Here is a 13,944-nt window from a genome sequence, read left to right on the forward strand (position 1 = left end):
TATAGCTCTTTAAAAATGACGAAGCTTGCGCTTCATTCAAAAATTGTAAAACTTATTTTTGCCTCATCGTTCAGTTTTCAAAGTTCGTCTGCCGCTCTTAGCGACTCATTAATAATAGCACCTGCTCTACTATTCGTCAACTATAAAAATAAAATATTTTAAAAGAATAAAAACGTGGTGTGTTCTCGGTCGCCACTATATAGAAGAAACACACCACAGATCATTGGAATGCAATGATTCGAACTTCATCTAAACGAGTCAAATCGTACATTTCTTGCGTCGGTTCAGATATGACAATCGGTTGTTCGACGTTCGGTGTATAGTTACGAATTGTACCTCGAACCCCACTACTCAACAACACGGTTCGACCGACTTCATAAAATCCAAGCAATGTCGCCAAAAGGGTAAGTGCTTCCCCATCGTAAGCTTCATTTTGCCACATATAGAAATATGCCTCTTCCGGTGTCAAAGCGTCTCGAAACGTTCGTGGGGCTGTCAACTGACAAAAACGATCTGCCACAATGAACAGCGGCGAGGCCGGATGGAGCGACCGCTCCTCGAGACGATTCGGAAAGCCAGAACCATCAAGACGCTCATGGTGTTCCGCAACCAATTTACTGACGCGCTGGCGCAGCGTCTGATCTTGAGGCAACATCGCCATCGATACGAGTGGATGTTGATACAATAACTCTCGTTCCATTTTTGTGAAATAACGCATATGCGACCATTTTCGAATTTTTGCGTAGCTGGCGTCTGCAAAATACGAGGCGATGCCGTAGTCGAACTGGAGTCGATGTTCATCCCCCCGATACTTGGACAAGGTCCTTGCAACGAGTGCGCGATAAATCGCATGATGAATGACGTGATTTTTTCGAAGTGGTTGTTTCGTGAAAAATGTAACGATAGCTGATAATGGATAATCACGACGAAACAATTGGTGGATAAACTCTAAGGCTTCATAGGGATTCGGAGCAATCCGTTCCTCCCATTGATTATAGTGACGTTCATATTGGAGGATCTTCTCACACAAATCGCGTTCTTCTTCTTGCGTGAAGCGACGACGTTCCACAGGAGCAACTTCAATCGTCTCTACTTTTAAAAACCGAAGCAAGCGTAAATGTTCATTCGTCAGTCTAATGCCAGCCTCTAATGAAGAGACCGCTGTTTTTAGGACCATCCCTACGTGAACGTTTGAAATAGCGAGTCGCATGCTCATCCCTCCTGATCGTATGAAAACAGGTCGAACGGAAGCCCCGTTCGACCTGTTTCGCCTTATTCGGTCACTTCAGACGATAGGTCGGTTTCTGGTGCTTCACCATCAAATCCATTCTCCATCTCATCTGCTGATTCCTCTTCTAGCTCATCTTTTTTCAATTTTGCGATGGTCGCTAAGCGATCGCCGTCCTCGATGTTCATGACTTTCACGCCGCGCGTACTGCGACCCATTTGTGAAATCGTCTGTGCGTCAATTCGAATGGCGACACCAAGCTCGGTCATGAGCATGATATCGTCGTCCTCATCCACGACTCGCATACCGACGACGGTACCGCGATCGGTCTTGATTCCGATGATTCCAGAACCACCTCGACCTTGCGTACGGAATTGCTCCATTGCGGTACGTTTTCCGTAACCCTTTTCCGTGATTATCAATACGTCTTGTGTCGGTCGTACGATTTCCATCGAGACAACTTGATCATCGTCCTTTTTCAATCGGATGGCACGAACGCCGCGAGCTGTACGGCCCATCGAACGCACTTCCCCTTCAAGTGGGAAACGAATCGACATCCCTTCACGGGTCACAATCAACATTTCGTCGTCGCTCTTCGCGAGACGAACGGTGACGAGTTCATCGGTGTCATTCAAACTGATGGCACGAAGTCCATTTTTATTGATGCGGGCATACGCCGAGAGCGGTGAACGTTTAACGAGTCCTTGTTTCGTAATGAATACGAGCGACAATTGCTCATCCGCCACTTCCGCTTCCGAGTCTTCAGTGCCATCCTCGACGATGGCCTTGTCCGCCAAATAACTCTGGAAATCGACCGGAATCATCGTTTCGACTTTCTCGCCTTTATCGACTTGGAGCAAGTTGATAATCGGCATCCCTTTCGCTGTACGACTCATCTCAGGAATCTCATAGCCTTTCAAGCGGAAGACACGGCCGAAATTCGTAAAGAAGAGAATCGTATCATGCGTAGATGCAGACAAAAGACGTAACACGAAGTCTTCATCGTTCGTGCCCATTCCTTGTTTCCCTCGTCCACCACGGCGTTGCGTACGATATGAGTCACTCGGGATCGACTTGATGTATCCTTCACTCGTAAGTGTGATCATCATGTCACGGACCGGAATCAAATCTTCATCTTCGAGTTCGATGATGTCCGTACGGATTACCGTCCGACGTGGATCGCCGTAACGCTCTTTGATTTCTGTCAACTCGTTGCGGATGATTTGGAGCAAGAGTTCTTCATCCCCTAAAATGGCACGAAGTTCTTCAATCAAGGCACGAATCTCACGATACTCGCCTTCGATTTTCTCTCGTTCAAGTCCAGTTAACCGCTGAAGACGCATGTCGAGAATGGCTTGTGTCTGTTCAGTCGACAATCCAAAACGAGCGATCAACTTCTCGCGAGCCTCGTCACCGGTCCGTGTACTACGGATGATGGCGATGACTTCGTCCAAATGATCGAGTGCCACGCGCAATCCTTCAAGGATGTGCGCACGTGCCTCAGCCTTGTCGAGGTCGAATTGTGTCCGGCGACGAACGACTTCTTTTTGGTGCTCGATGTAGTAATAAATCGCTTGCTTCAAGTTGAGTGTCTTCGGTCGACCGCCGACGAGAGCGAGCATGTTGACACCAAACGTCGTTTGCATTGGCGTTTGTTTATACAAGTTGTTCAAAATGACACTGGCATTCGCATCGCGGCGTACTTCGATGACGACACGCATCCCGTTACGGTCTGATTCGTCACGAAGGTCCGTGATGCCTTCGATTTTCTTGTCGCGTACCAAATCGGCAATCTTTTCGACGAGGCGCGCTTTGTTCACTTGATACGGGATTTCATGAACGAGAATGCGCTCACGGCCATTTTTCAACACTTCGATCTCAGCTTTGGCACGCATCGTGATCGAGCCACGACCCGTCTCATAGGCACGGCGAATTCCGCTACGACCTAAAATTTCACCAGCCGTCGGGAAGTCAGGACCAGGAATATGCTGCATCAACTCAGAAATCGTGATATCCGGATTATGCGTCAATGCAAGCACCCCATCAATCACTTCGTTCAAGTTATGCGGCGGTACGTTCGTGGCCATCCCGACTGCAATCCCGCTCGTCCCGTTGACCAAGAAGTTCGGGAACCGGGCAGGCATGACGACCGGTTCTTTCTCTTCCCCGTCAAAGTTCGGTTGGTAATCGATTGTATTCTTCCCGATATCACGGACGAGTTCCATCGCGATTTTCGACATCCGCGCTTCTGTGTAACGCATCGCTGCCGCCGAGTCACCGTCGACAGAACCAAAGTTTCCGTGGCCATCTACGAGTTCGTAACGGTAACTAAAGTCTTGCGCCATCCGAACCATCGTCTCGTAAACGGCAGAGTCACCGTGCGGGTGATACTTACCGATAACGTCACCGACAACACGCGCCGACTTCTTATGAGGCTTATCGGCACGAATCCCAAGCTCGTTCATCGCATAAAGAATGCGGCGGTGAACCGGCTTCAGACCGTCTCGTACATCTGGGAGGGCACGTGACACGATTACGCTCATCGCATAGTCCATGAACGAGGTGCGCATCTCTTGGCTAATATTTATATCCTTGATATTTTCTTGTTCTGCCATTCGTTATTGCCTACCCTTCTTTTTAAATATCGAGGTTTTTCACGTAATGCGCATGTGATTGGATGAAGTCACGTCGCGGCTCGACATTGTCACCCATGAGCGTTTCAAAGATCTCATCCGCCTCAATGGCGTCTTGAAGGTCGACACGAAGCATCGAGCGTGTCTCTGGATTCATCGTCGTGCTCCACAGCTGTTCAGGGTCCATCTCACCGAGACCTTTGTAACGCTGTACACTGTAACGAGCATTTTCTGGAAGCTGTTTAATCGCTTCTTGCAGTTCCCGTTCATTTTGGACGTAGGTGACGTCTTTTCCGTGCTTCAAGCCGTAAAGTGGCGGTTGCGCGATATACACATAGCCGCTTTCAACGAGCGGACGCATGTAACGGTAGAAGAACGTCAAGAGCAGTGTCCGAATGTGGGCTCCATCGACGTCGGCATCGGTCATGATAATCAATTTATGGTACCGCGCCTTCGCGAGATCGAACTCTTCCGCGATCCCAGTCCCGAGCGCCGTAATAATTGTACGAACTTCTTGGTTGGCTAAAATCTTATCGAGTCTCGCTTTTTCGACGTTGATGATTTTACCTCGAATCGGCAAGATCGCTTGGAAGTGACGATCGCGACCTGATTTTGCAGAGCCACCGGCCGAGTCACCCTCAACGATGTACAATTCAGACTTCGATGCATCTTTCGATGAACAGTCTGCTAGTTTCCCAGGCAATGAACTGACTTCGAGGATTCCTTTTCGGCGAGTCATTTCACGAGCACGTTTCGCTGCAAGACGAGCACGTGCCGCCATTAAACCTTTGTCGACAATCAATCGCCCGACAGAAGGGTTCTCAAGCAAGAACTGCTCGAACGTGTCTGTGAAGAGCGAGTCTGTCGCTGTACGAGCGTCAGCGTTGCCAAGCTTTGTCTTCGTTTGACCCTCGAACTGTGGCGATGGGTGTTTGACCGAGACAATCGCCGTCAATCCTTCACGTACGTCATCCCCTGACAAGCTACCATCGGCTTCTTTCATGAGACCGAAGCGTTTTGCATAGTCGTTGATCGAACGAGTCAGTGCCGTTTTGAACCCTGTCTCGTGCGTTCCGCCCTCGTGGGTCGGGATGTTGTTCGTGAATGAATAGATGTTGCTCGCAAATCCTTCGTTGTACTGAAGCGCGATCTCAACTTCAATCCCATCCTTCGTGCCATGTACATAGACAGGCTCATCGTGGATTGAGGCTTTTGAGCGGTTCAAGTGTTCAACGTATGACTTGATTCCGCCCTCGTAATGATAGTTGCGTTCAATCGTCTCATCACTGCGCTCGTCTTTTGCGACGATGCGAAGCCCTTTGTTCAGGAAGGCAAGTTCGCGCAGACGTGTGGCGAGTAAATCAAAGTCGTATTCGAGCGTCTCCTCAAAGATATCGCCGTCCGGGAAGAAACGGACAGTCGTACCCGTCGTATCAGTCGTACCAACGATTTCGAGCTCTCCTTGTGGAACGCCGCGTTTGAATGATTGGTAGTAGACGTTGCCGTTACGGCGAACGAACACTTCAAGTTTCGTCGACAAGGCGTTAACGACCGAGGCCCCGACGCCGTGCAAACCGCCTGAGACTTTATATCCGCCACCACCGAATTTACCTCCGGCGTGAAGGACCGTGAAAATGACTTCAACGGCTGGACGTCCCGTTTTCTTTTGAACATCGACCGGGATGCCTCGCCCGTTGTCTTCAACGACGACTGAGTTACCCGGCTCGACCGTGACCGTAATCGTGTCACAGTGTCCCGCGAGTGCTTCGTCAATCGAGTTATCGACGATTTCCCATACTAAGTGATGGAGTCCTCGTGAGCTCGTCGAACCGATATACATCCCCGGGCGTTTGCGAACAGCTTCTAATCCTTCAAGTACTTGAATCTGATCGGCACCATAATCTTGCATTTGTTTTTCGTTTTCGTTACTCATCGGTTTCATTCACCTACTATACATGAATTGGTGTTCATATGGATTGGTCTTACTTCATACAGATTCTGTTTCAACTTCGCCCTGTTTCACGTGAAACACCTTTGCTTGTTGAATCGTTTCGTGAGCGATCCCATCAATATTGGTTGTCGTGATAATCGTTTGGACTTTTTGGCCCATCGTATCGAGCAGATGGGTTTGGCGATGGTCGTCTAATTCAGATAACACGTCATCTAACAAGAGCAGCGGATATTCCCCGACCTCTTCGTGAATCAGTTCAATCTCCGCTAGCTTTAAAGACAAAGCCGCTGTGCGCTGCTGACCTTGCGAACCGAACGTTTGGACATTGCGATTGTTGACGTACAACTCAAAATCATCTCGATGCGGACCAAATAACGTCACACCTCGTCTTCGTTCGTTCTCTCTTATTTTATCAAACTTTCGACGATACGTTTCAAACATCGCATCTTTTGGGTAACGTTCTTTTTGGAATGTATCCGATACGTACTGAATCGTCAGTGTCTCCAAGTTTCGCGTGATGCCGGCGTGAATCGGCCCGGCCCATTTTTCGAGTTGATCGATGAAATGATGGCGCCGTGAAACGATTTTCACCGCAAGTTCAATCATTTGATCGGTGAGTACCTCGAGCAGTGTCTCATCCCCGCCTTTGATTGAGAGCTGTTTCAACAGGGCGTTTCGTTGCTTTAGCGTCTTCAAGTACTGGTTTAATTCATGTAGATAAACAGGACTCACTTGCCCGATCTCCATATCTAAAAACCGACGTCGTCCTTGCGGGCTGCCTTTGACGATGGCGAGGTCTTCTGGTGCGAACAGTACGACGTTGAAGGCCCCGACGTAGTCGCTGAGACGACGTTGTTCGAGATGGTTCAATTTCGCTTTTTTCCCTTTCGGTGAAAACGTGAGCGATTGGACCGTCTCACCGGTCCGTTTATGAATCCGCCCTTCGACCATCGCAGCATCCGCTTCCCAGCCGATCAGTTCACGGTCTTGCGTCGTCCGATGTGACTTCGCGAGCGCAAGTACGTAAATCGATTCGAGTAGATTCGTTTTCCCTTGGGCATTTTCCCCGATGAGAACGTTCGTCTGTTCTGAAAAATCTAGCTCGAGGGTTTCGTAGTTGCGGTAGTTTTGCAATCGGATCGACTTTAAGTGCACGTTAGTTCCCCTCGATTTGGAAGTCTCCGAAGCCTTCGACTTCGATCGTATCCCCATCCCGTAGTTTCCGTCCGCGACGTTGATCGACCTCGCCGTTCACTTTGATCTGAACGTCCTCTAAAAAGAACTTCGCTTGGCCTCCGCTTGAAATAATATCAGCCAACTTCAAAAATTGTCCGAGTGTTACATACTCGGTTGTAATCGACACTTTTTGCATGTCGTCACTTCCTTTCTTTCATACTTAGTACAAAAAATCGCCATACTTATTAGTTTATCGAAAAACGTCGAATAAGGCAAAAACGGGGATGATAAGGTGAAACACCTCATCATCCCCGAATCCGCTCCGTCAGATTTAAGACGTACGGACTGGCAAGATCAACTGAAGGACGCTATCCTGTTCGACCGGACGCAAGATGAACGGTCGCATCGAACCCGTAAACTGGATTTCGATTTCTGAAGCATCAAGCGCACGGAGTGCATCCATCACAAATTTAGAGTTGAATGAAATTTTTAACTCTTCTCCTTCAAGCGACAGGATGCTGACGCGTTCTGACACTTTCCCGACTTCTGGAGAGTGGGACGAAACTTCAACCGTCGTCGCTTCTTCCGCGACAAATTTAATGACGTTGTTGCGATCGGCCCGGGCGAGCAGCGAGGCTCGGTCAATTGCCTGCAAGAAATCTTTAGCGTTCAAACGGACCGCTGTCCGGTATTCTTCCGGAATCAAACGTGATGTGTCCGGGTACGCCCCGTCTAAGAGACGTGAGAAGAACGAGATGTTTTTCATTCGGAATAAAATTTGTTGATCCGTCAAAACAATCTCGACTGGCAATTCTTCGCGGTCGAGCAATTTAGCGAGCTCGTTCAATGAGCGGCCCGGTACGACAACGTTTTGGAACGTCAAATCGTTGTCGGTCTCGAACCGTGCCCGACGGAGGGCTAAACGGTGGCTATCCGTGGCGACACAAGTCAAAAATCCTTTTTCAGCTGAGAAGTTAACCCCTGTAAGAACGGGACGTGTCTCTTGAGCTGATACAGCGAAGCTCGTCTGGCGGATGATTGTCTTCAACAAATCAGCCGGCAAGTAAAAACGACGCTCGCTTGAAAGCTCAGGAAGACGTGGGTATTCATCTGGGTCGAGTCCGTTCAAGTGGAATTCGGCTTGTCCTGACTCAATCCGCGTCATAAAGTTTGGAGACACTTCAAGTGTCACTTCATTCGTCGGCAACTTTTTAACAATTTCGCCAAGGAAGCGTGCATTGAGCACGACGCTGCCTGCTCGTTGGATTTGAATGAGTTCGATTCCGCCTTCTTCAATCGGGATTAAGCGTTCGATTGAAATCTCGGTATCACTTCCTGTGAGTGTCAACCCATCGGCATGAGCCTCAAGCTTTAAACCTGTGAGGATTGGAATCGTCGTTCTAGAAGCAACGGCCTTCGATACGTCTTGTACGGCTTGCATGAATACATCTCGCTGAATCGTTAAGTGCATGTGGATAATTCCTCCTAAGTGAACTGAGTCATATAGTTTAATAATAATAGTATTATTTAAGTCATAATAGTAATAAGGGCTGTGGATACTGGGGATAAGTCACTTGAACCACTCGTACTAAGCCATTCTGCCTGTGAATAACGTGTGGATAACTATGTGGGTTTATCCACAGGATATCCACAGCGAAACATAAGACGTTAGGACAAAGCCTTCTTTAGTGTCTGAATCGTCTCTTGCATCTCTGGATCATGCTTGAGTAACGTACTAATTTTCTCATGAGCGTGGATAACTGTCGTGTGATCACGTCCGCCGAACTCTTCTCCTATCTTAGGAAGCGAGCTTTCCGTCATCTCACGTGACAAGTACATCGCGATTTGACGAGGGAATGCGAGCGTCTTCGTCCGTTTCTTCGCTTTCAGCTCATCAACTTCAATATTAAAGTGACGACCGACGATCTCTTGAATGTCACGAATGACGATCTTCTTCGCTTCTTGGACCGGCATGATATTGTGCAACGCTTCGGCAGCGACATCCGGATCAATCGGACGACCGACGAGTTTGGCGTAGGCGACGACGCGCGTCAACGCCCCTTCGAGTTCACGAATGTTCGTGTCGATTTGATTGGCGATGTACAGCATGACGTCGTTCGCGATATCAAGCCCTTCTGCTGTCGCCTTCTTACGTAAGATGGCAATCCGCGTTTCGAGGTCAGGCGGTGTGATATCTGTGATAAGACCCCATTCGAACCGCGAACGAAGACGATCTTCGAGCGTCGGGATCTCTTTAGGCGGTCGGTCGCTAGAAATCACAATCTGTTTTTGGTCGTTATGAAGCGCATTGAACGTATGGAAGAACTCTTCCTGCGTCTGCTCTTTACCGGCCAAGAACTGAATGTCATCAATCAAGAGGACATCGATGTTCCGATAACGGTTACGGAACTCTTCGGTCTTATTGTCACGAATCGAGTTGATGAACTCATTTGTGAACTTTTCAGATGATACGTAAGCAATTCGTGCGCCAGGCTTTTGCCCTTTCACGTAATGCCCAATCGCATGCATCAAATGTGTCTTGCCGAGCCCGACTCCCCCATAAATGAAGAGCGGGTTATAGGCGCGGGCCGGAGCTTCTGCCACGGCGAGCGAGGCGGCATGGGCAAACCGGTTTCCGGAGCCGATGACAAATGTCTCGAAAATGTATTTGTCATTCAGTTGTCCGAGGTTCCCTTCCTCTTTTGGCAGTACTGGAAGCGGCTGTTCTTTCATTTCTGTGGCAGCAATCGTTTCTTTCGATCCATCCGCAGGTGCATACTTGTGTGCTTGCGACTCCTCGATAAAATGAATCTCAAGCTTGTTGTTTGTCACTTCTTCAATCGTATCTTGTAACAATGACAAGTACTGACGTTCAAGCCAAGTCACAATGAAACTGGCTGGCGCGGATACGACGAGCGTCGTCCCCATCAACGAAATTCCTTCTGTTGATTTCAACCACATATCAAAGCTGGCTTTTGGCGTTCGTTCCTCTTCTTCAATCAGAGATAAAACATTTCTCCAAATCTCGCGAGCATTCTTCAATGAAAGACCTCCTTTACTCACATGTTGGCGAAACTTATTCACATGATATACACATTCACTATTCTATAGTAGATACTAGGGTTATCCCCAGAGAACAAAAACTGTGGATAACGTTATCCACATGGTGTTAATGTTGGGGATAACAGTTATCCACAGCCTGTGTATATCTTGGAATTGCTAAAAGTTCATCCACAAGTTTGTGCACATTCAGTTTATCAAAATAAAATAGACGTGGCAACGGTTTTTGATATTTATCCACAGACGACCAAAAGAATCCACAGGCAGTTATCCACATGCTGTGTACAGTGTGGATAAACTGTGGATATGTTGTGGATAATTGTTAGTAAGCAAAGTTGTGGTCAGAAAAGTTATACACAAAAGAGGAAGAAGGAATGGAGAAGAATATTTTTTTAAGAGAAGAAAATGAAAAATTAAAAAACGGCATGCTTAATTTGTTGAAAAAGAAGGAGTTATTCACATATAAGTGTGGATAACTCTTGGGATATGTGGATAAAATGGCTTAAGACAGCTGTTTGTAAAAAAGTCACTGTAAGATTGTTAATTCTCGATGTTACTTAACGCTTCCGTTTCTTCTAAATCGTGCCATCCAGAGATCGTCTCCCCCTCCCCTGGCAATTGATTTCGCCCTAATGGAAAACCTAACGAAAATTCATTGACAATCTGGGGAACTGTTTATATAATCTTAAAGACTGCCTTAAATGAAACTATAACTTGCTAATAGAGCGTTAACCTTGAGGAGGTGCTTTAACCATGAAACCAACTTTCAATCCTAACAACCGTAAGCGTAAGAAAGTCCACGGATTCCGTGCTCGCATGGCGACTAAAAACGGCCGCAACATTCTTGCAGCTCGCCGTCGTAAAGGCCGCAAAGCCTTGACTGTCTAATAAAGATCATGAGATTGCCCGAGGATTTTTCCTTGGGCAATCTTTTTTTATATCGTCACAGAAGTCACACAAACGGACGGAAAAAGCTGATTCGCCCTCGTTGAAACGAATGGGATATGGTATGATGTTAGTTGACGATTTTTGAAGTGAAGGATGGAGTGAGAATTTTGAAAAAAGAATACCGCCTGCAAAAGAATGAAGAGTTCCAAGCGGTGTTTCGTGAAGGACGCTCCGTGGCCAATCGTCAGTTTGTCGTCTACACGCAAAAAGCGGATCAAGCGCACTTCCGGGTCGGACTTTCGGTCAGTAAAAAGCTTGGAAATGCCGTGGAACGAAACCGGATGAAACGATTGATGCGTGAATCACTTCGCTTGCTCGAACCAAACGTGGCTCCGCACAATTACGTCATCATTGCGCGCAAACCTGCGACGTCCCTTACACAAGATGAAGTGACGGAAAGCTTGAAACACGTCTTTAAACGGGCTAAAGTTTGGAAGCAGAGACAAGTCGATCGATCGTAACAATCCGAGCTCGTTCTTTCATATATAACGCGAACTAATTAGGATTGACCGATAGACGTGTGATGAAACAAAAGAATCGATAAAGAAAGCGTAGGAGGAACTATGAGCAAAAAGCTAAAATTAGGATTGTTGGCCGTCATGACCGGCGTCATCATGTTGATGGCTGGTTGTGTCGACCCATCGACGATCCAAGGAGAGCCGATCACGGCTGAGACGGAAGGCTTCTGGTCGAAATACTTTGTTTGGCCATTGGCATGGTTGTTGAAAGAAGCGGCTTACTTAATCGGTGGGACGTGGCAGTACGGATACTCGATCATCGTTGCGACGATTATCGTTCGTCTCTTGATTTTACCGCTTATGATCAAGCAGACGAAGAGCATGGGTGCGATGCAAGTGTTGCAACCGGAAATGCTCAAGCTTCGTGAGAAGTACAGCTCGAAAGACCAAGAGACGCAACGCAAGCTTCAAGAAGAAATGATGAAGATGTATCAAGAGTATCAAATCAACCCGCTCGCGGGCTGCTTGCCAATCTTGATTCAAATGCCGATCCTCTTCGCGTTCTACGATGCGATCCGTCGGACACCTGAAATCTTTGAAGCGCAGTTCCTTTGGTTCGACCTCGGGGCACCAGATCCGACGTTCATCTTGCCGATTCTCGCGGCAATCTTGACGTTTGCACAGCAAAAAATTTCAATGGCGGGCCAAGAACAAAACCCACAATTGAAAATGATGCTCTACATCTTCCCGGTGATGATCTTCGTCATGTCGATTACCCTTCCGGCTGCCCTCTCGATGTACTGGGTCGTCGGTTACATCATCTCGATCATCGTGACGATGGCAATCATGCTCCCGATGCGTGAGAAGATGAAAGTCCAAGCTGAAGCGAAGATTGCGGCGAAAGAAGCAGAACGTGCCGCGCTTGCTGAAGAAGAGAAGAAGACGAAAAAGAAAAAACGTAAATAAATCCTAAGGCTGTGGATAACCAATCCACAGCCTTTTTTTTGTCGCTTCGGATGGATAAGGGCCGAATACGGGAATAAAGGAAGAAGTGGTCTACTTCGTTACATCGGAAAGGGGTCTTTCAAATGGAGACGCTTATCAAGCGGTTGGAACGGTCGACATTCATTCAGGCAACACTTTATGTCATCATCGGCTTACTCATCATCTTGTATCCACGTTTCTTTTTTGATGCGATCGTCTATGTGGTCGCGGCTTATTTTGCCATCATCGGTCTAATCGCCATCGTTCAAGGGTTGCGCCACAAACGAAACGGCCTCCCACCCGGATTTTTTATGGGAGTCATCTATCTATTGATCGCCTTGATCGTCTTTTTCTTCGCCGAGACGTTAGCGAGCCTGCTTCCAATCTTCATCGGTGCCCTCTTCTTGTTCGGGGGGATCATCCGGTTGATTCAAGCCGTCGGATTTCGCCGGACGATCGCCAATCGGTGGATGTACTTCATGCTGAGCAGTCTATTGTGGATTGGGATTGGCCTGCTCATGTTGGCGAACCCGTTTGACAGCCTGCTCGTCTTGTTCCAATTGTTCGGCGGTTTTCTCATCGCCGTCGGGGTGATCGAATGGGTGCTCTATTTCACGCTCCGCTCGTCGAGACGTCAGCAAGCATAAACGAAAGCCGCTCACATCAGGAGCGGCTTTTTTCACGGATGACGAGTCGGTCCAAAAACGGACGAATCACTTCGAACGCAACGGTCGTCTCGAAGAACGGACGCTCGGCTTCGAGACGGGAGATATACCAGCGAGCGGCTGTCGCATGATGGTCGGGTGTCAACGCTTCATAAAAGGTCCGGATTTCAATCCGCTGCCGGGCGGCCACGTCTTTCAACCCGAGTGCGGCCCGTTCAGGTTCATAGTGAGCGGCAAGTGCGTAAGCGAAATGACTCATGCCTTGCCGGAGCATCTCGACGGCCCAGACATCGTTGCCGCGGTCACGGGCTTTCGTATATTGGAAAAAGAACCAAATCGCATCAAACACGTGTCCGCTCAAATTTTCAACAGATAAAGTGAGCGAACTCGGGTGATGTTGCAATCGGTGTTCCGGATCGTACAGCACCGTAATTGTGTCTTGATGGTTCAACGTGTCCGCCGTCACCGTGAAGAAGTCGAGATGCAAGAAATCATCATAGACGACGATCAGTTGCGGGGCCACGATATCGATTTCGTCCTCGAGCAGGATCGGGCGATATGTGGCCAGATGGTCGCGGCGGCGCGGCAAGAACTCATTCAGGCTGTCAGAGGCGACCATGACGTACAAGTCGACATCGGAATGTTCGTCCGCTTCACCACGTCCGAACGATCCTTTCAAGAAAATGGCCTGCACATCCGTGTCGGAGATGAGGCTGTCGGTCAATGTGGCGATGGCATCTTGCTGTCGCATTTCATCACGTCCTCCATGGAAATATATTCCTTTATTGTACTAAAGTAATTCCTTGAAATGCAACCGTTGCTCGAGAGGTCGGACTCTTTC

At 48.1% G+C, this 13,944-nt stretch carries 12 protein-coding genes; 4 read left to right on the plus strand and 8 right to left on the minus strand.

The genetic code is table 11. The features are described 5' to 3' along the window. Positions 1–220: 220 nt before the first annotated feature. The 7 genes from KNP79_RS12275 to dnaA all read right to left on the minus strand — a co-directional run bounded on the left by KNP79_RS12275 (position 221) and on the right by dnaA (position 10,030). A complete protein-coding gene (locus tag KNP79_RS12275) occupies positions 221–1,210 on the minus strand; it encodes an HD-GYP domain-containing protein (RefSeq protein ID WP_214755128.1) in 990 nt (329 codons plus the stop codon). 62 nt (positions 1,211–1,272) lie between these two features. Further along, positions 1,273–3,843 (minus strand): DNA gyrase subunit A, encoded by a 2,571-nt coding sequence (gene gyrA / locus KNP79_RS12280; protein ID WP_034780292.1) that lies wholly within the window; start codon positions 3,841–3,843, stop codon positions 1,273–1,275. A 22-nt stretch (positions 3,844–3,865) separates the two neighbouring features. Next, on the minus strand, positions 3,866–5,794 hold the full coding sequence (gene gyrB, locus KNP79_RS12285; protein ID WP_034780293.1) for a DNA topoisomerase (ATP-hydrolyzing) subunit B: 1,929 nt from the start codon (positions 5,792–5,794) through the stop codon (positions 3,866–3,868). A 54-nt stretch (positions 5,795–5,848) separates the two neighbouring features. Then, the gene (recF, locus tag KNP79_RS12290) at positions 5,849–6,967 is read right to left on the minus strand and encodes a DNA replication/repair protein RecF (protein ID WP_034780294.1); all 1,119 of its coding nucleotides are present in this window, start codon (positions 6,965–6,967) and stop codon (positions 5,849–5,851) included. A gap of 1 nt (position 6,968) precedes the next feature. Beyond that, entirely contained in the window at positions 6,969–7,184 is a 216-nt protein-coding gene (yaaA, locus tag KNP79_RS12295; protein ID WP_034780295.1) for a S4 domain-containing protein YaaA, read from the minus strand. A 135-nt stretch (positions 7,185–7,319) separates the two neighbouring features. Continuing rightward, positions 7,320–8,459: a DNA polymerase III subunit beta gene (gene dnaN, locus KNP79_RS12300; protein ID WP_034780296.1), complete on the minus strand. Its 1,140-nt coding sequence runs from the start codon at positions 8,457–8,459 to the stop codon at positions 7,320–7,322. Between the two features lie 197 nt (positions 8,460–8,656). Then, complete coding sequence (dnaA, locus tag KNP79_RS12305; protein ID WP_021067847.1) at positions 8,657–10,030, minus strand: chromosomal replication initiator protein DnaA; 1,374 nt, start codon at positions 10,028–10,030, stop codon at positions 8,657–8,659. Between the two features lie 771 nt (positions 10,031–10,801). On the opposite strand from dnaA, the gene rpmH reads away from it, so the two are divergent. The 4 genes from rpmH to KNP79_RS12325 all read left to right on the plus strand — a co-directional run bounded on the left by rpmH (position 10,802) and on the right by KNP79_RS12325 (position 13,085). Beyond that, positions 10,802–10,936: a 50S ribosomal protein L34 gene (gene rpmH, locus KNP79_RS12310; RefSeq protein WP_015880216.1), complete on the plus strand. Its 135-nt coding sequence runs from the start codon at positions 10,802–10,804 to the stop codon at positions 10,934–10,936. Positions 10,937–11,103: 167 nt separating this feature from the next. Beyond that, a complete protein-coding gene (gene rnpA / locus KNP79_RS12315) occupies positions 11,104–11,457 on the plus strand; it encodes a ribonuclease P protein component (RefSeq protein ID WP_034780297.1) in 354 nt (117 codons plus the stop codon). Positions 11,458–11,559: 102 nt separating this feature from the next. Continuing rightward, the gene (gene yidC / locus KNP79_RS12320) at positions 11,560–12,420 is read left to right on the plus strand and encodes a membrane protein insertase YidC (protein ID WP_034780298.1); all 861 of its coding nucleotides are present in this window, start codon (positions 11,560–11,562) and stop codon (positions 12,418–12,420) included. Positions 12,421–12,542: 122 nt separating this feature from the next. Then, on the plus strand, positions 12,543–13,085 hold the full coding sequence (locus KNP79_RS12325) for an HdeD family acid-resistance protein (RefSeq protein WP_214755125.1): 543 nt from the start codon (positions 12,543–12,545) through the stop codon (positions 13,083–13,085). Between the two features lie 16 nt (positions 13,086–13,101). On the opposite strand, the gene KNP79_RS12330 is transcribed toward KNP79_RS12325, so the two are convergent. Next, the gene (locus KNP79_RS12330; protein ID WP_214755123.1) at positions 13,102–13,854 is read right to left on the minus strand and encodes a nucleotidyltransferase domain-containing protein; all 753 of its coding nucleotides are present in this window, start codon (positions 13,852–13,854) and stop codon (positions 13,102–13,104) included. Positions 13,855–13,944 lie beyond the last annotated feature (90 nt).

This window comes from Exiguobacterium sp. s7 (assembly GCF_018618195.1).
Taxonomy (GTDB): domain Bacteria; phylum Bacillota; class Bacilli; order Exiguobacteriales; family Exiguobacteriaceae; genus Exiguobacterium; species Exiguobacterium mexicanum_A.